21 protein-coding genes and 1 pseudogene are annotated in these 21,340 nt (G+C 35.8%); 8 read left to right on the top strand and 14 right to left on the bottom strand.

Annotated elements, in window-relative coordinates:
* Nucleotides 1–19: 19 nt before the first annotated feature.
* The gene (locus tag STA7437_RS14335; protein ID WP_015194110.1) at nt 20–535 is read left to right on the top strand and encodes an ureidoglycolate lyase; all 516 of its coding nucleotides are present in this window, start codon (nt 20–22) and stop codon (nt 533–535) included.
* Between the two features lie 203 nt (nt 536–738).
* On the opposite strand, the gene STA7437_RS14330 is transcribed toward STA7437_RS14335, so the two are convergent.
* The 3 genes from STA7437_RS14330 to STA7437_RS14320 form a co-directional block, all read right to left on the bottom strand.
* On the bottom strand, nt 739–1,668 hold the full coding sequence (locus STA7437_RS14330) for a bifunctional riboflavin kinase/FAD synthetase (RefSeq protein ID WP_015194109.1): 930 nt from the start codon (nt 1,666–1,668) through the stop codon (nt 739–741).
* A gap of 136 nt (nt 1,669–1,804) precedes the next feature.
* Nucleotides 1,805–2,449, bottom strand: coding sequence for a lysophospholipid acyltransferase family protein (locus tag STA7437_RS14325; RefSeq protein ID WP_015194108.1), 645 nt, complete (start codon nt 2,447–2,449; stop codon nt 1,805–1,807).
* A gap of 177 nt (nt 2,450–2,626) precedes the next feature.
* Nucleotides 2,627–3,403, bottom strand: a complete 777-nt coding sequence (locus tag STA7437_RS14320; protein ID WP_015194107.1) for an SDR family NAD(P)-dependent oxidoreductase — start codon at nt 3,401–3,403, stop codon at nt 2,627–2,629.
* A gap of 332 nt (nt 3,404–3,735) precedes the next feature.
* Here STA7437_RS14320 and STA7437_RS14315 point away from each other — a divergent pair, with 332 nt between their 5' ends.
* From STA7437_RS14315 to rsmA, 3 genes are all read left to right on the top strand, one after another.
* Entirely contained in the window at nt 3,736–5,250 is a 1,515-nt protein-coding gene (locus STA7437_RS14315; protein WP_015194106.1) for an AAA family ATPase, read from the top strand.
* 10 nt (nt 5,251–5,260) lie between these two features.
* Nucleotides 5,261–5,752, top strand: coding sequence for an SH3 domain-containing protein (locus tag STA7437_RS14310; protein ID WP_015194105.1), 492 nt, complete (start codon nt 5,261–5,263; stop codon nt 5,750–5,752).
* Between the two features lie 222 nt (nt 5,753–5,974).
* Complete coding sequence (rsmA, locus tag STA7437_RS14305; protein WP_015194104.1) at nt 5,975–6,829, top strand: 16S rRNA (adenine(1518)-N(6)/adenine(1519)-N(6))-dimethyltransferase RsmA; 855 nt, start codon at nt 5,975–5,977, stop codon at nt 6,827–6,829.
* Between the two features lie 215 nt (nt 6,830–7,044).
* Here the strand turns inward: rsmA and dprA are convergent, their stop codons facing one another.
* The 4 genes from dprA to STA7437_RS14285 form a co-directional block, all read right to left on the bottom strand.
* On the bottom strand, nt 7,045–8,181 hold the full coding sequence (gene dprA, locus STA7437_RS14300) for a DNA-processing protein DprA (protein WP_015194103.1): 1,137 nt from the start codon (nt 8,179–8,181) through the stop codon (nt 7,045–7,047).
* Nucleotides 8,182–8,362: 181 nt separating this feature from the next.
* On the bottom strand, nt 8,363–9,541 hold the full coding sequence (locus STA7437_RS14295; protein WP_015194102.1) for an LL-diaminopimelate aminotransferase: 1,179 nt from the start codon (nt 9,539–9,541) through the stop codon (nt 8,363–8,365).
* 145 nt (nt 9,542–9,686) lie between these two features.
* The gene (locus STA7437_RS14290) at nt 9,687–10,124 is read right to left on the bottom strand and encodes an FHA domain-containing protein (protein ID WP_015194101.1); all 438 of its coding nucleotides are present in this window, start codon (nt 10,122–10,124) and stop codon (nt 9,687–9,689) included.
* A gap of 139 nt (nt 10,125–10,263) precedes the next feature.
* Nucleotides 10,264–12,633: a heavy metal translocating P-type ATPase gene (locus STA7437_RS14285; protein ID WP_015194100.1), complete on the bottom strand. Its 2,370-nt coding sequence runs from the start codon at nt 12,631–12,633 to the stop codon at nt 10,264–10,266.
* A 225-nt stretch (nt 12,634–12,858) separates the two neighbouring features.
* Here STA7437_RS14285 and STA7437_RS14280 point away from each other — a divergent pair, with 225 nt between their 5' ends.
* A complete protein-coding gene (locus tag STA7437_RS14280) occupies nt 12,859–13,059 on the top strand; it encodes a hypothetical protein (RefSeq protein ID WP_041620045.1) in 201 nt (66 codons plus the stop codon).
* 734 nt (nt 13,060–13,793) lie between these two features.
* Here the strand turns inward: STA7437_RS14280 and STA7437_RS14270 are convergent.
* The gene (locus tag STA7437_RS14270) at nt 13,794–14,105 is read right to left on the bottom strand and encodes a hypothetical protein (protein WP_015194097.1); all 312 of its coding nucleotides are present in this window, start codon (nt 14,103–14,105) and stop codon (nt 13,794–13,796) included.
* A 144-nt stretch (nt 14,106–14,249) separates the two neighbouring features.
* Here STA7437_RS14270 and STA7437_RS14265 point away from each other — a divergent pair.
* Nucleotides 14,250–15,788, top strand: a pseudogene (locus STA7437_RS14265) (hydantoinase B/oxoprolinase family protein); the annotation flags it as partial.
* A 79-nt stretch (nt 15,789–15,867) separates the two neighbouring features.
* Here the strand turns inward: STA7437_RS14265 and STA7437_RS14260 are convergent.
* From STA7437_RS14260 to STA7437_RS14250, 3 genes are all read right to left on the bottom strand, one after another.
* Nucleotides 15,868–16,596: a DUF3891 family protein gene (locus STA7437_RS14260; protein WP_015194095.1), complete on the bottom strand. Its 729-nt coding sequence runs from the start codon at nt 16,594–16,596 to the stop codon at nt 15,868–15,870.
* Between the two features lie 8 nt (nt 16,597–16,604).
* Entirely contained in the window at nt 16,605–17,153 is a 549-nt protein-coding gene (locus STA7437_RS14255) for a GAF domain-containing protein (protein WP_015194094.1), read from the bottom strand.
* 298 nt (nt 17,154–17,451) lie between these two features.
* Complete coding sequence (locus tag STA7437_RS14250; protein WP_015194093.1) at nt 17,452–18,192, bottom strand: LmeA family phospholipid-binding protein; 741 nt, start codon at nt 18,190–18,192, stop codon at nt 17,452–17,454.
* A 314-nt stretch (nt 18,193–18,506) separates the two neighbouring features.
* Between STA7437_RS14250 and STA7437_RS14245 the strand changes: the two genes are divergently transcribed.
* Complete coding sequence (locus STA7437_RS14245; protein ID WP_015194092.1) at nt 18,507–18,998, top strand: hypothetical protein; 492 nt, start codon at nt 18,507–18,509, stop codon at nt 18,996–18,998.
* A 153-nt stretch (nt 18,999–19,151) separates the two neighbouring features.
* Here STA7437_RS14245 and STA7437_RS14240 read toward each other — a convergent pair whose 3' ends face one another.
* Nucleotides 19,152–19,625 (bottom strand): hypothetical protein, encoded by a 474-nt coding sequence (locus tag STA7437_RS14240; protein WP_015194091.1) that lies wholly within the window; start codon nt 19,623–19,625, stop codon nt 19,152–19,154.
* A 332-nt stretch (nt 19,626–19,957) separates the two neighbouring features.
* On the bottom strand, nt 19,958–20,335 hold the full coding sequence (locus STA7437_RS14235) for a SpoIIAA family protein (protein WP_015194090.1): 378 nt from the start codon (nt 20,333–20,335) through the stop codon (nt 19,958–19,960).
* A 268-nt stretch (nt 20,336–20,603) separates the two neighbouring features.
* On the opposite strand from STA7437_RS14235, the gene STA7437_RS14230 reads away from it, so the two are divergent.
* Nucleotides 20,604–20,807: a hypothetical protein gene (locus STA7437_RS14230; RefSeq protein WP_216087047.1), complete on the top strand. Its 204-nt coding sequence runs from the start codon at nt 20,604–20,606 to the stop codon at nt 20,805–20,807.
* Between the two features lie 94 nt (nt 20,808–20,901).
* On the opposite strand, the gene STA7437_RS27125 is transcribed toward STA7437_RS14230, so the two are convergent.
* Nucleotides 20,902–21,261 (bottom strand): hypothetical protein, encoded by a 360-nt coding sequence (locus STA7437_RS27125; protein WP_015194088.1) that lies wholly within the window; start codon nt 21,259–21,261, stop codon nt 20,902–20,904.
* Nucleotides 21,262–21,340: the final 79 nt, after the last annotated feature.

Here is a 21,340-nt window from a genome sequence, read left to right as displayed (position 1 = left end):
AAACTAAAATTATTATCCAATGAGTCAATCTATTCTCAGGCAACAACATGGACATCGGCAGACGTGTTCTCTTCATGCTGAATGGATTACCCCAGAAAAGTTTCAATCTTATGGACAATTGATTACTCCTGCTGAAGATGGTCAAACTTTTAATCAAGAAGATGCCCAATTAGATTTAACTAAAGGTACTCCTCGTTTTTATATTATGCGGTTACATCATAGAGGTAGAATCTTTCATAAAATTACTCGTCATAATCTTTGTACACAATGTTTGGGTTCATTAGCAGGCAAAGATTGGTTCATGGTAGTCGCACCACCTTCCGCAGCATCTCAACCAGACATCACAAAAATGGCTGCTTTTCGGATTCCTGGTGATTGTTTTATTAAATTAGAAGTAGGTACTTGGCACGCGGGACCTTATTTCGGTCATGAAGTGGTTGATTTTTATAATTTAGAATTAAGTGATACCAATGTGGTCGATCATTTTACTCACGATTTTTTAAAGAGCCACAATCTTGAATTTGAAATAGTTTAGATTGAGTAATATAGCCTTTCTCGCTCTTGGTGAGTTACATCATTACCAGTTACTAATTACTAATTAGTAATTACTAATTATGAGGGATGAATAATCAACCATTAACATAAGCGAAGCGCACTACCGTAGGTCTCAACTATCAACGCTCAACCAGGAAAATGGATGTATCTCATGACTAGTGAGAACCGCTATAATTGATACATTCAAGTCCTAGCTGCTTGACAATCGGCGGTAATTTGTTTTTTCAAAGCATCTAAGGAAGGAAATTTTTGTTCTGGACGTAAAAATTTTTCTAAACTAACTGTTAGAGTTTGACCGTATAAATCTTCTGACCAGTCTAACAAATGAACTTCAATGGTAGGATTCATTCCGTCTACTGTCGGACGACAACCAATATTCATCACACCTCTAATTTGAGATTGCTTGTAAGAGACATTAACCGCATAAACTCCATAACGAGGAAGAAATTTATTTGGTGGTAAGTCAAGATTAGCTGTGGGAAAACCAATTGTTCTCCCGATTTGTTGTCCTTGAACTACTGTTCCAGTTAAAGAGTAAGCACGTCCTAACATATAATTGGCGTGAGCAATGTCTCCTATTTGTAAAGCTTGTCTAATCAAAGAACTGCTAATGCGTACCCCATGATGATGGTGTTGCTGATAGTCACACTGTTGAAGAGAATTGATTTGAACTTCAATGCCATATTCAGATGCGATCGCAACTAAATCTTTAGCTGTTCCTTGTCTTCGATAACCAAAACAAAAATCTTCTCCTACACTGATCGCGATCGCTTTTAACTGTTTAACAATAATTTCTGCTACAAATTGCTGAGGAGATAAACTAGCTAATTGCTGATTAAAAGGAATTAAAACTAACTGTTTAATGCCAAGTTGTTCCAGTAATTGGGCTTTTTCGGCGACAGGCGTTAATAAGGTTAATTTCTTTCCTGTAAAAAATTCGCGGGGATGAGGAGAAAAACTAACTACAGTTGGATAATTATAACTGCCAGCATGATGAGATAGTTGCAAAACTGGTTGCAACACTTTTTGATGTCCTCGATGAATTCCATCAAAATTACCGAGAGCGATCGCTGTAGGTGTGAGAATTTGTTCTAGTGAATCGGCAATGCGCACGCTTTACAATTTGAAACATTTAGCCCTCCAAATTATAGCGAAGATAGTTCTACTAGGCTAGACAATTAACGAAGAGATAAAAGAAGATAGAAAGAAGAAATATTCAGTAATTAAAGAAAAGAGCAATTTGTAAATTTTATCTACCTAAAGCGTGCATTTGATTAATTATTTCTGCACAATTATTGGTAACCGCCTCTAACTCTTCTCGTTGGGTTGATTGAGGTGGAGAGATTAAATCACCAATCCGAATCGTAATTGGTACAGGGCGAGGAAGATATGAACCTAGTTGGAAGATTTTTTCTGTCCCCCAAAGACTCACTGGAACAAGGGGAACTTTGGTTTTAGCTGCAATTAAAGCTGCACCTAATTTAGGATTGGTAATTTTAGCATCAGGAGTACGAGTACCATCCAAAAAAATGCCAGCAATCCAACCATTTTCTAAAGCTAACATAGCAGCCTTAAGCGAAGAGCGATCGCTTTTGCCTCGTTTAACTGGATAAGCACCGTATAATTTAATAGTTTGTTTTAGTACAGGTACTTGAAAAAGTTCTTCTTTTGCCATGAAAGCAACAGGACGACGTACCGCATTTGATAATAGAGGTGGATCGAAATCACTGGCATGGTTGCTGACAACGATTAACGATCCTGACTGGGGTACTTTTTCCCCACCATAAATCTTGCCACGAAAATAACTACGAAATAATGGATTAACTAGCGACCATTTCGCAAAATGGTAAAGGGCAAAACTGGGAAATGGTTCTCTTTCTTTTTGCTTAACCAAGGTTTGAGCGACTATAGCAATAGTAATAAAGATTAGGACAAAACAAAAACTTTAAGGACGATTTATGAATCATCCCTACAAAAAAATATCATGTCCTAACCCAAAAACGTACTACTATATAAACGATTAGCAAATTTTCTAATTAATCAAACAAAATTGTGGTTGCTCAATTCTAGTTTAAGGGCGAAATTGTTTTTTTACTGCATTAACTAGCAAATTTCTGGGTAAAAAACGAGGTAGATTAACAATGAATTGATTAGCAATTCCACCAGTTACCACAGTAGAGTGATTTTTTTCTATAGCATTGAGGGCTTCTTTTACTACGTCTTCGGCAGGAGTCAATTTATTACTATTTTTCTTAAAGGAAGCAGGAAAATCGGCAACTTCAAAAAACTGTGATTCTGTTGGTCCTGGACAAAGAGCAAGAAAATGTACGCCAGAGTCTTGATTTTCTGCCCATAAAGCTTCAGTAAAACTTAAAACAAAGGCTTTGCTAGCAGCATAAACTGACATATAAGGTAAAGGTTGAAAGGCAGCAATAGAGGAAAGATTGATAATTGCCCCATCTCCCCGCTGCTTCATTACTGGTAAAAATAAACCCGTTAATTCAACTAAGGCAGTAATATTAAGTTGGATCATTGCCATTTGTTTGCTTAAAGAGCGATCGCTAAAAGCTCCGTAATCACCAAAGCCAGCATTATTAATTAATAGATCGATGGTTAATCCTTGTTGTTCGATTTGATGAAATATTTTTTGTCCAGCTTCAGCAATAGTTAAGTCTTGTACAATTACGTCTGCTTGAATTTGATGTTGTTTCTGTAGTTGTTGTGCTAGCTGTTGCAGTTTATCTTCTGAACGAGCCACTAAAACCAAATTATAATTTTTAGCTGCCAATTCTTGAGCAAAAGTTTCACCAATGCCAGAAGAAGCACCAGTAATTAAAGCAGTTTTCATAAGAATCTAGCTCGGAAAGTTGTTATACGTTAAGAATTGTAACGCAGACAATTAACTTTCCACATTTGATTAGATTCGTACTCCTAAGACTAAATCTCTAGAACATTGTTCAAAGCAAGTGGGATGTTATTAAAGATTAAGTACAAAGCGCGCAGCGTCCTGAGTGAAACGAAGGATCAAAGTAAAAAGTAGCAATTAACCATCAACCATTAACCATTAACTATCAACAATTAACAATCAACAACAACTAATATTTAGGGTATACCTCATAGAGCGTGAGAACTGCTATAAAACATATAACCAATCAATAATTAATTAATTTAAGAATAAAAATGAGTTTTAGTGAAGAGTTTGCCCTGCTGTTACGTGCTTGCTATCCTCTGATTTATATTCCCACCACCGAAGAAGAACGATTAGAAAAAGCGATCGCTACAGGGGCAAAAAAATTAGGTAACCGTAGCGTTTATATTTGGGATTTTGTCGACGGTTATCAAGAGAATCCTAATAATACGGGGATGGGTAAACGTAATCCTTTACAAGCCTTAGAATTTATTGAAAAACTACCAGATAAACTCGGCGGAATTTTTATTTTAAGAGATTTTCATCGTTTTCTAGAAGATGTCTCGATCGCTCGTAAACTCAAAAATCTGGCAAGAGATTTAAAATCTCAACCTAAAAATATTGTGATTGTCTCGAATCAAATCGAAATTCCGATCGAATTAACCGAAGTATTAACCGTTTTAGATTTTCCCTTACCGACTACTCAAGAAATTAAAACCGAAATTCAAAGATTGATTGCTGCGACAGGCGAATCTTTACCTGATAAATTAGTTAATGAACTAGTTCGTTCTGCTCAAGGTTTATCCTTAGAAAGAATTAGAAGAGTGTTAACCAGAGCGATCGCATCTCATGGTAAACTAGATCCAGAAGATGTCGAACTGATTCTTGAAGAAAAACGCCAGTCAATTCGTCAAACCCAAATCCTCGATTTTTACCCTGCGACAGAACAAATTTCTGATATTGGTGGTTTAGATAATCTCAAAGATTGGTTACTCAGACGCGGTGGTGCATTTAGTGAACGAGCCAGAACCTACGGCTTACCCTATCCCAGAGGTTTACTATTAGTAGGAATTCAAGGCACAGGAAAATCTCTCACCGCAAAAGCGATCGCTCATCATTGGCATTTACCCCTATTACGTTTGGATGTGGGACGATTATTTGGAGGATTAGTAGGGGAGTCAGAATCGCGTACCAGACAAATGATCAACCTAGCAGAAGCCCTTGCTCCCTGTATTTTATGGATTGATGAGATTGATAAAGCTTTTGGTGGTTTTGATGCCAAAGGAGACTCTGGTACAACCAGCCGTGTGTTTGGAACATTTATTACTTGGCTCGCCGAAAAAAAATCTCCTGTTTTTGTGGTAGCTACAGCTAATAATATCCAAGCTTTACCCCCAGAAATGTTGCGCAAGGGAAGATTTGACGAAATCTTTTTTGTCGGTTTACCCAATCAAGAGGAAAGACAAGCCATTTTTAAAGTACATTTAGTTAAATTACGTCCTCATAATCTGGGCAATTATGACTTGAAGCGGTTAGCATATGAAACGCCAGACTTTTCGGGAGCAGAGATCGAACAAACTCTGATAGAAGCAATGCATCTTGGCTTTAGTCAAAATCGCGACTTCACCACAGAAGATATCCTCGAAGCTGCCAGTCAAATTGTTCCTCTAGCGAGAACAGCCCAAGAACAAATTGAATTCTTGCAAAACTGGGCAGCAGCAGGAAAAGCTCGTTTAGCATCCCGTAAAAGCAGTTTAAGCGATCGCATTCAAAGTCAACTTAATTAACAATTTCAAGATGATTGGGCGAATTTCAACAATTTTTCAGTTTATTTTAGGGTTTATTTTGGGAATTATCCTGATTTCAGGTACGGCTGTTGGGCTTGGTTTTTTATACGTTTCCAAAATGACCCAAATCCCTCCAAAACCAGTATTTTCAGAAGAAACAGCACAACCACCATCAGAAAATCAAACTGAAGCAAAGAAACCTGCTACTTCTCCTGAGGAAACCACCTCAGCCAATTTTGAACCTAAAACGATTCCCACTAAAGAAAAACCAGAAGAAGAAGTATTACCACCTAATGCCTATAAAGCTCGTGTTACTTGGGAGCAAGGATTAAGTTTACGAGACGAACCAGATTTAAGTGCTGCGCGAATTGGCGGTATTGAACATAATGCCGAAATTATCATTCTTGAAGAATCACAAGATAAACAATGGCAACGAGTTCGTTTACCTTGGAGCGCACAAGAAGGTTGGGTTAAAGCAGGAAATGTGGAAAGAATTTATTAAATTTGACCCTATAAAGAGCTTTTAAAGTAAATACAGTAATTTAGGAACGAGAATTAAAGCAAATCTATTTCTCGATTAGTAGATTGCCAACCTGATATAATCCCAAAACGTATTTTTTTTTTCTTTTGAAGGTAAAACTAATGCTAGCTTTAGCTTATCAATAATTATTTCAATCCCACCAAGCGCGACCGCATTTCTTGCTCTTAATTTTTTATTTCTGGAATGACTGTCAATAAATCAACCCAATCTCGTTCTCAATTTCGTCCCAATAAACGTTTTGGTCAACACTGGTTACGTAGTGAAATAGCATTAAATCAAATTGTAGCAGCAGCACAATTAACATCAAGCGATCGTATTTTAGAAATTGGCCCTGGCACTGGTATTTTAACTCGTCGTCTTTTACCCTTAGTAGAATCTTTAGTCGCAGTTGAAATTGACCGTAATTTATGTCAAAAACTCACTCAAAAGTTAGGTAAAGAAGATAATTTTCTCTTACTACAAGGCGATTTTCTGAAACTAAATTTGACTGAATTACTAGAATCTTTTCCTTCATTTCAGCAGCCCAATAAAATAGTTGCTAATATTCCTTACAATATTACTGGTCCTATCCTCGAAAAACTTTTAGGTAAAATTTCTCAACCAGCAACTACAGCTTATCAATCAATCGTTTTATTAGTACAACAAGAAGTAGGCGAAAGATTAACTGCTTCTCCTGGCACTAAAGCTTATGGGGCATTATCCCTGAGAGTTCAGTATTTAGCTAGTTGTGAATTAATTTATCATGTTCCTGCCAAAGCTTTTTCTCCACCGCCCAAAGTTGATTCAGTAGTTATACGTTTGCATCCTAGAACTATTAGCGAACCTGCTGACAATCCTCGCTTACTTGACAGTTTGATCAAACTTGGTTTTGCTAATCGTCGTAAAATGTTACGCAACAACTTATCTAGTGTCATTGCACCTGATGATTTGATTCAATTATTAGAACAACTAAATCTAAATTCTCAAAGTCGGGCAGAAAATCTGAGTCTTGAAGATTGGATTAAATTAAGTAATCTGATTGGTTGTCGTTCTATCTAATAAGTTTTTTATTCAATATCTGATTGTAACAACCAACTTATAGCGGTTCTCAGATTAATGAGATACGGTTCATTTTCCTGGTTTATGTTGATAATTGATTGATAACTGATTGTTAATTGCTACTTTGATCCTTCGTTTCACTCAAAACGCCGAAGCGCTTTTTACTTCTCGCTTGTGGTCTATATAATTGAAAACTGCTGTAAAATGTCCTAACCTTATGACGTAGTGCTATAACGCATTCCTGGCAACTGAGTAATTAATCCCATTAACTCTAACTGAGACAAAGAAGCTAAAACTGTACTAGTAGCTAAACCTGTTTGTTCAACTAACAAATCAAAAGAGATAGCTTCATGAGTCATCAAGTTAATAATTTGAGCTAATTCTGGTTCTAATTGGGGTAAAGATAGCTGTTGCGACTCTGTTGGTTGAGTTTTAGTTTGATTTAGTTTTAAATCGAACTTAGGTATAGTTCCCAGCATTTCTAATAAATGATCTTCACTTAAAATAACGTTTGCACCTCGATTTAATAAACCCAAACAACCAAGAGACTGTTCGTTGTCTAAAGAACCAGGTAAAACATAAACATCACGACCAAAATCATTAGCAAAATTAGCAGTAATTAAAGCACCAGATTTAATCGGAGCTTCCATAATAATAACTGCGCGACACAAACCAGCAATAATACGGTTGCGAGCAGGAAAATTTCCGCGGTCTGGTTTGGTTTTGGCAGAATATTCGCTAATAATTAGTCCTTGTTGTTGAATTTCCTCAGAAAGCTTTTGATTACTAGCTGGATAAACTAGATCTACTCCTGTCCCCAACACAGCAACGGTTCTTCCGCCTGCTTCTAAACAGGCTCGATGAGCTTCGGTATCAATGCCAGCAGCCATTCCTGAAATGATGGTAAAACCATGTTTAACTAAAATCGTACTAATTTTTCGCGTCCATCGTCTACCGTATTCAGTAGGATAACGAGTGCCGACAATGCCAATACAAGGGGTAAGTCCTTGATTTTCTTCTGGTTGAATTTTTCCTCGATAATACAAAATTGAGGGTGGGCTAGGAATTTCTAATAGTAAACGTGGATATTCTGAGTCTGCTGGTGTCCAAAAATGAGAGTTATGAAGAGTATGTTCTGCTAATAATTTTTGAGGGTCGATTTGGAGTCGGGATTTGTTAATCGTAGCGATTAATTTGCTGCCAAAACCTTCAATTTCAGCAAAATTTGTAATTGGTGCAGCCCAGGCTTGGTGTAGAGTACCAAAGTGTTGTTTTACTCTTTGTAGCAAGATTGGACCAACACCAGGAATTTTGGACCAAGCTAACCAATATCCGCGTTCTTCGTTTAACAAGTTTGATCCTTAATTATTTATTGAGCAGCTTTATTAAACTTGAGTTAGTTAAATTAATCATTTCTAATATAGCCTTTCTTCCCAGTGACCAGTAGAGACGTGTCGCCGACGCGTCTGTACACCAGTTATCAATTAACAATTAACTATTAATTAAATTTTTAGTTAGATTTAATTAGTAAAACTACTGATTATTTTGCTGTAAAAACTTGGCAATTTTTTGAGTAGCTAATTGTAAAATTTCAGGCTTTTTAACTAACGCAAAACGGACATATCCTTCCCCAGATTTACCAAAACCTGCTCCTGGAGAAACGGCAACTCCTGTTTCTGCTACTAATTTAGTACAAAAATCTATGGAATTATTTTGCCAAGGTTTGGGTAATTTTGCCCAAACATACATAGTGGCTGATGGGGTAGGAACTTCCCAACCAATTTGCTTTAAAGCATCGATAAAACAATCTCTACGTTCTTGAAAAGTATTGACAGTTTTTTGAACTGAACTTTGTGAACCCGATAATGCTGCGATCGCACCATTTAAAATGCCTTGATATTGATTAAAATCAACTACGGCTTTGATTTGTCTTAAAGCTTTAATTAATTGGGCATTACCAATGGCATAACCAATCCGAAATCCTCCCATATTGTAAGATTTGGATAGGGTAAAAAATTCAATGGAAACTTCTTTTTTAGGATCGGCTTGTAAAACGGAAGGTGGTTTTTCTCCAGCAAAAACTAAATCTACATATGGAAAGTCGTGGACTAAAACCAAATTATGTTGCAAGCAAAAAGCTACTGCTTCTTGAAAGAAATCGAGAGTGGCGGTAGCAGTAGTAGGATTGTGGGGATAACTCAATACCATCATTTTGGTTTGAGCCAATATAGTCTCAGGAATATCCGCAAAAATTGGCAAAAATCGTTTTTCTGCGAGTAAAGGCATGGTATAAATTTGCCCACCTGCCAAATAAACTCCTCCAGCGTGAGAAGGATAACCAGGATCGAGCAACAAAGCAAAATCACCTGGATTGAGAATGGCTAAAGGTAAATGAGCAGTTCCTTCTTGAGAACCAATTAGGGGTAATACTTCTGTTTCTGGATCGATCTCTACCGAAAATCTTTCTTTATACCATTTGGCTGCTGCTTGACGAAAAGCTTGTGTTCCATGAAACAATAAATAACCATGAGTATCACAATCGCTTAAAGATTGGGCGATAACATTTAAAACATGATTGGCGGTAGGTAAATCAGAAGAACCTAAAGACAAGTCAATAATTTCTTTTCCCGATGCTTTGGCTTGAGCTTTAGCTCTGTCCATATCAGCAAAAACATTGCTTGAAAGAGCTTGTAAACGCGTGGCAAATTGCATCATCTGCGATCGCTTTAAAAGTAAAAAGGTGTCTGATAGTTGTTTCAGTCTAATATAAATCTAAATTATTAATGATTAACCAGCCCTGTTTTTAGGGAAAATTAATCAAATATTAATAATTTTGCATCATTGAAGCAATTTTTTGTTAATCTTCTTCTTCACCGTCAATCATGGCTGGGTCGATCAGAGTAATATCAAAAGGATCATCGGGTGGAATAGTCGGAAAAACGTCGTACTGGCGATGTTGGTATACTGCCGAGACTTGAGGTCCAAAAATTACTTTATCTCCGTCTTTTAAGTCATGAAATAACACTTTCCGACCGTTAACCAACAAACCGTTAACGCTCACTTTGCCAGTCGAGTCTCCGTCAATAATACGGTAATAGTCACTGCCATCATCTCGAATACGCTTAATTAAAGTGGCATGGTGACGAGAGACAAATTGAGAGTTAATTCGGATATCACATTGTTGCCCTCTTCCTAAAGAATAAGCTTGATCTATGAGAATAATCTCTTTTTGCCCTTTGCCGTCGATGATAATCAAAACATGGTCTTCGCGGTGTTTTACCGGTTTTGCATTCATTAGCAAGTTACAAATGCCAAATCCTTATTTTAAAAGTGGTTTACTGTTTTTTTTAATATTTTATTAAATATACTTACTGAATCAATTATGCTACTCATTGTTTAATTTTGGCATATAAATTTTACTGGTAACTGGTAGCTTAACCAAGTAAGGAGTTTTGACGCGAATGAGAATTTCTTAAAAGTAATGAATTACTGACTACCAATAAAGAACTCGATGCCATTGCGATCGCAGCAACTACTGGACTAAGCATTAAACCAAAACTAGGTAACAACAGTCCCGCAGCTACAGGGATAGCAAAAACATTATATGCCAAAGCCCAGATTAGGTTTTGCTTAATTTTGTTAACTGTTGAACGACTTAGTGCGATCGCTTCAACTAAATCCCAAAGATTTCCTGACATTAAAACTAGATCGGCAGCTTGTAGGGCTACATCCGTACTACCCTGCAAGGTAATGCCTAAATCTGCTTGAGCTAAAGCGGGTGCATCATTAATACCATCCCCTACCATTGCTATGATTTGATTGGGCTTTTCTGATTGAAGAGATTTAATTACGGCAGCCTTTTCGTTCGGTTTGACTTGGGCGATTACTCGCTCGATTCCCAATTGAGTAGCAATTTTTTGAGCAACTTCTTGGCGATCGCCAGTGAGCATGATGATTTCTAGTCCTAATTTGTGGAGATTGGCGATAGTTTGTTTAGCTAAGGGGCGTAAACTATCTTTTAAAGCCAGTAATCCCAGTAATTGAGCTTCTTTAGCCAAATAAACTACTGTTTTTCCCTGAGTAAATAACTTTTCAACTTCAGTAGCTACTTCATAACTAATTTCAATGCCATTTTTACTCAACCAATCGTCATTACCCAGATAAACTCTAGTTCCTGCTACTATGGCTGAGATTCCTAAACCAGGTTGATTGATAATATCGGTGGGTTTTAATAAAGATAATTCTTGTTGGTGAGCAAAGGCAAGGATTGCTGTCGCCAGAGGATGATTACTGGCACTCTCTACACTAGCAGCTAATTGTAACAGAGCTTCTGAACTCAAATCTCCAAAAGTAAGACAATCAGTAACTTGCAGACAACCTTGAGTTAAAGTACCAGTTTTATCAAACACGATGGTATTTAACTGGTGAACCTTTTCTAAAACATCTCCTCCCTTAATCAAGATACCTCGTTCAGCACCCAAACTAGTACCGACCAAAATGGCTGTAGGAGTCGCCAAACCCAAAGCACAGGGACAAGCAATCACTAAAACTGCGATCGCTAGTTTTAAACTTAATAACAAAGGCGAAGTCGTCATTACCATATGATGTCCCAAGGTATGACTAGTAGTAACTAAAACCTCTGGATAAAGTTGAGTCCCAATTAAATACCAAAACAGAAAAGTCAAACTAGCTACTGTAATTACTCCATAGGCAAAATATCCTGCTACTGTATCTGCCAATTTTTGTACTGGTGCTTTACGAGTTTGAGCTTGTTCTACTAATTTAATAATTTGGGCTAAAGTAGTTGCTTTACCAGTACGGGTTACCTGCAGCGTAATTACGTCGGTTTGATTAATTGTAGCTCCATAAACTGGTTCTCCTGGTTGTTTAACTAAAGGAATAGCCTCACCGGTTAACATCGATTCATCTACAGTGGTTGTTCCTGCGATTATCTTGCCATCAACGGGTATTTTTTCTCCAGGTAATACTTTTAACCACTCTCCTAACTTAACTTGTTCGACAGGAATTTCTATTCCCATTGTTCCTGAATCTTGTTTGCCAATTAAACGAGCGATCCTTGGTTGTAAGGCAATCAAACTTTCTAGCGCGCTTGAAGCACGATGTTTTGCTCTCGCTTCTAAAGTACGCCCTAAAAAAATAAAACCCAGTAACATGACTGGTTCATCAAAAAAACATTCCCAACCCAACTGAGGCAAAAATAAAGCAATGCAACTAGCTACATAAGCACTTACTGTCCCCAATCCAACTAAAGTATTCATATTTGGCATCTTATGCCACAAACTGCGCCAACCATCAATCAACAAAGAACGCCCAGGAATTAATAAAGCTAATGTAGCTAAACCAAAATGAAACCAAATATTACTTAGTAATGGTATGGCAGGTAATCCCAGATGATGAAAATGACCAATTGTAGAGAAAAATAATAAAGTTGCTGCGGTAATTAACTGCCAAAATTGCTGCTGTTGCTGTTGTTTTCTTTTGATAGCTGTTTTGTCAACAACTTCGGTAACACTTTCTGTTTGAGTTCTTAATTGAGTGGGAAAGCCCGTCTGAGTCAATTTTTGAGCAAGTTTTTCTGGTTTAATCGTTTCTGCTTCATATTCAACCACTGCCACTTCCGTAATCAGATTAACGCAGGCAGAGATTACTCCTTGATGTTGTTGTAGTTGGCGTTCTACTGCTTTAACACAACCAGCACACTTCATGCCGTTAACATCAAAAGCGATCGTTTTTAAGGAAGTTTGAACTCGATTTTCTTCTTGTTGAACAGAAACTTTAACCATAGATGATTTGGTCAGTACTTAATAGTTAATAGCGTGTCGATTGGACAAATTACTACATTATTGATACTAGCGTTAGACCAAGGGCAAAAAACCAACGCTAAAAATTTAAATTTTGTTAACAAAATATATTGCAAAATATTGAGAGTCGTGCAGAGCGTAGAAAAAAATCAACCAGTTTATGATAGCTTTGATCGCAGTAGTTCTATCAAGAGAAGGAGTACAACCTTGAAATCCCAGGCTAGTGAGAATAACCAGCTTTTATTCCGCGAAGACATTAGCGAGTATGTTGCTCAACTACAACTTCACATGGCACTGCAAGCACGCAATCTCATTCCGCCTCTAACTGAAGTATGCGACAGCAGACAACAGCTACTTCAAGAAACTCAAGCTCAAATTGAAAAGCTTGTATCTCGTCAAGGGATTTAAACGAAATTTAATAATTTACGCCATGTACAACTTTCTTGTCATGGTGAACGTAGCAATAGCCTTTCACGTTGTTAAAGGGTAAACTTCGTGAAGCATCTCGCAAGATTCTTCGCTTCACTTGGTTACGCTCAGAATGACATTATTACAAAAATTGCACATAAGGTTAATTGATTACTAGTAATTGTCCTCAACTTTCTTCAAACCAAGAGGACAACTAAAGTGGATTTTAGATTTTTTTTTCGGATGATTAGCAATCATCCAATGTGTTATTTCAAAAACTGTTGCCATTGGACAGAAACTTTTAGATGCGATCTACTTTGTAAAAAGCGTACGATATTAGTATTTTAAGTTTTCTAGATTTCTATTCAAAAAATCAAGATTTTGATTCATTGTAGCTGTTTCTAATGCTAGCAACTCGCTATTGATACAATTTATAAATGTAACATTTGTAGAGGGAGAAATTTGATGAACAAGATTATTATATGAATCTTTTAACTGATTATATTGATTTGATAGTTTATTGCTTTCTTGTACAATCTCGTTATATTTATTGACCAGAGTATTATAAGTATTAATGCTTGAAGCATTATTAGAGTTATAAAGAGTATTTTTTTGACTGTTTAATTGAGCTAAATTGTTACTTGAAGATTTGAGTTTTAATTGTATCGAGTACATATTTCGTAATATACTTAGAGCTTCCTTTTCTTTTGATGTATTTGATTATTCTTTTTAGTTTATTTAGTGGGTAATCGTAAAATATACACTTGAACTAAATTACGATCTTGTTGATGTATTCTCTTTAAATCGCCTTCTGAATAGATGCTAAAATCTCTAGTCTTCAACTCGGTCCAATCATTAATAAAATAAACATAGTCACCTTCAATATGTTTTTTAAGAACGTGGATACAAACTGCTCGGTCTAAAATTGTTTCTTGCTTTTCACAAAAATTGTGCCATTGACTAGCTTGGCTTCTGGTTGGTAGTGCAACTGCGGAAATATTATTAGTTAAAGTTAGTAATAAAATAGTGAATAATGAAGTTTTCATTTATTGGTTTTTCGTTGTGGCTTATTCATATTCTTCATGAATTTAGTGTCACTATTTTCCGAAAAAATTGCTGTGAACAAGATCGCAACCAATTAATGTTTTAGATCATTAAATAAAAAATTAATGAACATGAACTTAAAGTTATCTCAACCAGATCCCGTTAAACTAGAAATATTTAATAACCTATTTCGTTCTATAGCCGAACAAATGGGAACAACGCTACAAAATACAAGCTATTCTGTCAATATTAAAGAACGTTTAGACTTTTCTTGTGCTATTTTTGATGGTGAAGGACAATTAGTAGCTAATGCACCTCATATTCCTGTTCATTTAGGTTCGATGAGTGAAAGCGTTCGTAGTCTGATTGAATCAGGACAAAATTTGCAACCAGGTGATGTTTATGTCCAAAATAATCCTTATAACGGTGGAACACATTTACCAGATATTACCGTAATTACTCCTGTTTTTTCTTCTTCTCTTCTTCCTATATTCTACGTCGCTTCACGGGGACATCATGCCGATATTGGCGGAATTACTCCTGGTTCAATGCCTTCTGATAGTAAAAATATTACTGAAGAAGGAATTTTAATTGATAATTTTCAAATAGTAAAAGAAGGAAAATTTCAAGAACAAGAATTACTCAATTTGCTTACTAATCATGAATATCCTGTGCGTAATTCCGTACAAAATATTGCAGATTTACAGGCACAAATTGCAGCCAATGAAAAAGGTGTTCAAGAATTACATAAAATGATCGAACATTATAGCTTAGAAACTGTTCAAACTTATATGCAATTTGTGCAGGATAATGCTGAAGAATCAGTTAGAAAGGTAATTAATGTTCTTCATGATGGTAATTTTACTGTTCATTTAGATAATGGAAGTCAAATCACAGTTACGATTAATATTAACCGAGAAGAACGAAGTGTAACTATAGATTTTACGGGAACATCTCCCCAACTTGAGAATAATTTTAATGCTCCTTCGGCAGTTTGCAAAGCAGCAGTATTATACGTTTTTAGGACTTTAGTCCAAGATAATATTCCTCTTAATGCTGGTTGTCTCAAACCTTTAAAAATAATTATTCCTGAAGGTTGTATGTTAAATCCTTGCTATCCAGCAGCAGTAGTAGCAGGAAATGTAGAAACTTCGCAAAATATTACTGACTGTTTGTATGGTGCTTTAGGAGTAATGGCAGCTTCACAAGGTACAATGAATAACTTTACCTTTGGTAATGAAAAATATCAGTATTACGAAACAATTTGTGGTGGTTCTGGTGCGGGAAAAAACTTTAATGGTACAGATGCAGTTCACACACACATGACTAATTCTCGTTTGAGCGATCCAGAAGTATTAGAATTGCGTTTTCCTGTTGTTTTAGAAAGTTTTAGTATTCGTTCTGAAAGTGGTGGAAAAGGTCAATATTGTGGTGGTAATGGTGTGGTTAGAAAGATTCGTTTTCTTGAACCTATGAGTGCAGCAATTTTGTCTAGTCGTCGAGTAATTCCTTCTTTTGGTTTGGCTGGCGGAGAAGCAGGAAAGGTAGGAAAAAATTATGTGGAACGTCAAGATGGAACTATTGAAAAATTAGCAAGTACTGCTACAGTAAAAATGCAACCAGGAGATACTTTTGTAATTGAAACTCCTGGCGGTGGTGGTTGTTTTAGTAGGGACAATTCATGAATTGTCTCTACTGTTACTATCTAATTAATCTTGCACAACTACTTATGAGGTACAGTTTTACTGTTGTCTGTTGCCTACATTATTTATTTTGTTTAATAAAAGTCCATTGACGATAATTTCTTGGTGCTGTTTTTAAAGCTTTTTTTAAATCAGCATTACTATCAAATTTTATTTGTGAAAGGTGAGAAACTTCGACTTTGACAGTAAATTTATCTTGATTAAAAGGCCAAGGATTTACAGTTACTAAACCGTTATTAAATTGCATGACATCGTATTGTTTTTTATTAGGGCCGACATCTATTTCTAAAGATCTTTCATTTTCAGGTAATTGATTTTGACAAAGAATTAAAGACAAGCGATCGCACCATTGCATAAAGCGATACGCAGATTCAGCTTCTTCTTTTTTAACTCCTAGTTCTTTGCGCCATTGTGCTTGTAAATCTTGTTGTTCTTTAATAAATTTTTTAACTTCTGGAGAATCGTTTTGACTATTAATAAAACATAAATGCATAGAGTTGAGAAGTGCTACCCAACGTCCGCGATAAAGAGAATCTTCGATATGTTTACGCAGTTTTGGAATCGGGGTTTGTTGCTCTAGGGTAAAGTCCATTGGCGCACCTGCGGGTGTCAATAGATTTTCTTCCCATTCCTTTTCAAGATCATCATGGTGAGAAATAGCTGCAATGGTGTCGATGATACCAGGGACAGCATCTTCTAGATGCCAAGCTCCAGCTATTTGAGCAGCGAGTAAAGCATGAGCGCGATGATAAATAATTTCCCAACCATCGGATTGTAAATTGACAATCATTGTATATTTCAATCTCCTTTGATTAAAATAAGGTTTCTTTGTACGTATTCGATCACTAAAGGTGTGGTTCGATGTGCGATCGCTGTAATTAGTTTTTGATCGGATTCAGTCCAGATGCGAGGTTGAGAAAAGATACAGGGTTGCAAAATCCCCCAAAGCTTACCGTTACAACACAAATGAGCATGAATTAAAGCTCGATGTCCAAAATTTTTTCGCTCAAATTCCCGATTAACTACTTCAGGTAAAGCAGTTTCGATATCTTCAACAAAAATAGTTGGTTGACAACGCAAAGCAGCAGCAAACATGGGATCTTCTTTTTCTAAATCGGGAGATTCCGACTGCCACTGCTCATTTGTCACATCGGGAATAGTAGCATCGCGACAGTAACAATAAGCTGCCTTACCCAAACGAGTATCAGGATCGCGAACATAAAGAAAAGAGCGATCGCAGTCTAATAACTTGACCGTGGTAGCCATTAAAGCTGCTAAAGTTGAGTCTAAATCTTTTTGTTCTTCAAAGATAGTGTTTAATGTTTCGGGTAAGGTTGAATTATTCATGACTTAGAGAGTTAAAAAAGTTTGCTAGACAAGAGAAACAAATTTAGATTGTTGAGCAAAGGGATTAAGCTTCGTCCAGAATGAATAATAAAGTTTTAAGGTTCAAAGTTAAAAATTGTTTAAATTTTGTTCCTTAAAAAAGATGTTTAGAAAAACTCAAGGTTTTGATAAAACGATGGAATCTAGTAAATTTATTTCAGTTTTTTCCATCTTCAAAGTAGACGAAGTTTAATCTCAAATTTGAGTTTTTGTAGTTGCCAAAGTAAATTTATCTATAGCAAACATTTTCAGGCTTGATTTAATTTCCGTCAGGAAAATTTTCAATTCTGGCATCAGCTACCAAAATCATTTTGCCAGGTTGTACTTCAAGCTTATTCAAGTTTAGAGATATTTCTTTGAGATCGAAATTTCGTAAATCTAAGATTTCACTAACACTATCAAGTAAAGCAGATGTTAGTTCCGAGGCATAGTTTTGATCTTTAGGATATTGAATTTCTTCCAAAGCAACGCTATAACCATCGGCACTGACACGCGGTACGGCACTAAAAGCAATTTTTTCAGTAGTTTCCGTTTCTGCAATCTCTAAATTTGCTTCCAAACTAACTTTTCTAGCTTCAGGAAGAACAAATTTAACTTGATTAATGTTAGCTGTTAACGAATGATCTTCACTTTTTATTTGCAAATTTTGCAGTTTTTGTTTGACATATTCAGAATTAAAAGCTCGTTCAATATCTGCTTCATTTAAGACAATTTGAGCCTTAGCATCTGTCGGACGAGTTAATTCAATATTGCCAAAAGCAGCTTTAACCGTATTAATTCCGATTTCATTAGTTTGAATCTTCAATTCTTCGGCTCGCAAATCTTTTTTCATCACTAATCCTTCTCCTTCAACCTCAACTGATTGAAGTTTTCCTTGCATTAAATCTAGAGGATTAGTACGAAGATCTACTTCTAAGTTTTCTGCTTCATCAAGTTGACTAGATAAGCCAATTTCTGCTGCTTTACTAATTGCTTGTTCGCCAAGATCTGGTTGATTCACTAGCTAAACTTCCTTTGCTCCGATTAAAAATTTAAGCTAGTATTATTAAATTTGAAAAACCCTGGTTTAGAAATCATTCAAAAGTCATAATAAAAAAAGAATAAAAAAACTAAAATACATAATTAATTACTAATTTTTGCCGTAAAAAATAGATAAAAAGATATAACCAAGCTGGGCGTTTTTTTAGTAATAAAAAACTAAATTATATATTTATTATAGCGATCGCTCTTAAGCTATATCATTCGATAGTTACGCTGCATCTATCTATATTTATATGATGGAATCGTGTAACGAGTGTCGTGAGGTAAAGCATTATGAGGCTGATCCAAACGTGGCGATTCGTAACCATTATGCTGACTTCTTTCAGTCTCAGCTTATCGATGGCGCATTTGCTGGAATTTCCTCAAAGAATGCAATTTGATCGACAACTTTGGGTTGCAGTAACGATATTTCAAAATGTTTATCGTCTTTTTGGCACACTCGGCGCAGCTTTTGAACTTGGTGCAATTTTAGCTTCAATTGTACTATTGTTTCTTCTCCGTAGAGGTAGTTCTAGTTTTTATTGGACATTGGCAGGAACGATTCTTTTAATAATAGCCTTAATAAGTTGGTTTTCATTTGTTGCGCCGATGAATGCTGAGTTTGCTACTTGGCTAAATAATCCAATTCCTCAAGATTGGATGAGGTATCGTAATCAATGGGAGTATGCCCACGCAATTAACGCTTTGATTAAAATTCTTGGACTAAGTTTGTTGGTGATTTCAGTGCTGGTTAAAACATCAAACAACAAAGCAATTCGTCATTAGTGCAGCAATAAAAATTTTCTGGTTTTTTTATGGATAGATTTTTATTTTTAAATAATTTTAGATGGGGAAGGTGTTGCGATCATTTTCGAGCAAAGATTTTTGGTTAAAAATAGTTTAAATAATTGAATTGAAAGTAAGCTAATCAGAATCGCACTATTGTTTGGTTGGAGTTTCGACAAATACAGATAACTGCAAGGCACACAACCCAATTAACTGAAGGATAAAACGTGCTAGATGCGAATATTCCCATTGATTTCGTACCCTTGTCCAATCTGCTGGCACTGACTCAGTTAACCATTGGAAGATATTACGATTCATAGGTTCTGTAAAGACGAGAAAAACGATAAATGCTAACGCCAAGGAAATTGTTCCAGCTAACGCCCATTGAAAGGCAAGTTTTCGTTTACGCAGGAAAAATAATAGCACTGGTGCTGCCACAAAGACTGTCGCAGCCTCAATGAACCCCGCAATATGTCCAAAGCCCCAATAAAGACTAGTATTTAATCTCATGTAGAAGGTTGCATCATAACCCATTTTTGCTGGCAATTCTAAAACATGACAATAGGCAGCCCCCGTAGTTAGTGCAGCAAGAATGATTGTCATAAACTGCCAAATTCTCAAAAACATGGTTAATTTTCTCTTTTTGATTAATAGCTGTATTTAATTACGCTTCGTCATCAAATGTTTTTTAGAACTTAGCAAGTATGGACAAGATTTTACTCTATCTTTGGTAGTAGTAGTTTTGATTATTTGAAATAATACTATTTATCAAAAATAGCGAGAGACTTTAGATTTAGGCAAAAGGCAGAAGATATGAAGGAAAAGTGATTTATGTCTCCAGTAAATGATTGAGCGTGAGATATGCTGAAGTTTCCTCAGCAGATAGAATTATGCTGTTGAGAATTAGTATAAATTAAGAGCGATCGCTATAATTATGATTAGCTTGTTTTAAATGATCTTTAATCTTCTGAAAAACTACTCGAACTTTCTAACCAATGCCAAGCTTCCTCAAGCTCATTAGATTTAAAATATTTAACTTCACAAGGAATAAACGGCTTAACTAAATTTGTCCAAGCTTGTAGCCAAGTTTGTTCTCCTACTATGGCATAGCGACTGATATCTTTAAAATGAGTCAAACTAAAACGCAAATCTTCCCAAAAAGCACTGGCTTCTAATCCTTGCATTTGAATAAACTCAACTAAAATACGAATTTGTCCGTAGTTATTAATTGCAGTTTCTAACTTGTGAACAAGTTCGGTAAAATCGTTTTTAGTAATTTTGCCATCAACTTTAATGCCAATGACATTAGAATTTTGGTCTTGTCGGTACTCTAGCATTGAAATTTTCTCCTAAGATAACCATAGTTTTTAAACTACAAGTTAGCTGTAAAATCTATTGATCAAATTATCTTTAAGGATAGAGTTGCTAATTACTTTTTTTTAGAACTTTATTTCTCTATGAGAATTTTAAATGTATAGCTATGGCTAGAAGAATTAACTTCTTAAATTTGATAATTTAAACAATTAATGCACAAAAATTCAATCAATGAAAAAAGTTGAGTCGAATTTAAAATATTTTCTGAGCTTAAGCTTAGGAAGTTTATTAATGCTCATTCTTATTTTTTCTGCCCTACCAGCAATCTTATTGTTTTTTAAAGTTCCTTCTTTTGCTTTTGGTGAGGGTGTTTGGTGGATTTTACGGTGGAAAAATGAAACAACTGGTTCTGGAATTAGCTTCAACCTTTACATCTTAATTTGTTTGGCTATGGCTATTGGTTTATTAGGACTTTTATGGCGATCGCGTCATTAGTTAGTTTAGATAAAATTTAAAATTTTATAATTAATACCAAAGAGTTAACTAGGGAAAAAGCTAAATAATTGCTCTTTTCCCCTAATTAATCTATCTACCACCAAGTGCGATTACCATCCTCATCTACTCTGGCTTGGCGAATTACATCGGATATTTCTTCTGCATCTTTAACATGATGAAGTGCTTTTTCTTCACCATCAGGTTCGTCAACTACAAAATAAGTTGGTACTTTGATATGATCACCAGTGATATCAGGAGCGTCTACTGCAATTTGTTCAGCTTTTTCTTCTATTGTCTGAGGTTCATCAGAAATGCGATCGCCTGGATTAGCAGTTAGGTTTCTTTGTTTGGGGCTTAGTCTTTCTTCAGTAGGAACAGCTTCTCTGGCTTCTGCTGGAATTTCTTCAGTTTTGTAATAGTCGCCTTCTTTAGCATTTTTTGGTACGTCTTGCATGGTTAATCCTTTTGTTAACTTAATTGTAATTGGTAATTATTTTTCGGTTTTAATCTATTAGTAATCTCGGAGAAGATTT

The organism is Stanieria cyanosphaera PCC 7437, from assembly GCF_000317575.1.
Lineage (GTDB): Bacteria > Cyanobacteriota > Cyanobacteriia > Cyanobacteriales > Xenococcaceae > Stanieria > Stanieria cyanosphaera.
The sequence above is the reverse complement of the archived record's forward strand: the minus strand, read 5'-3'. Positions and strand labels throughout refer to the sequence as shown.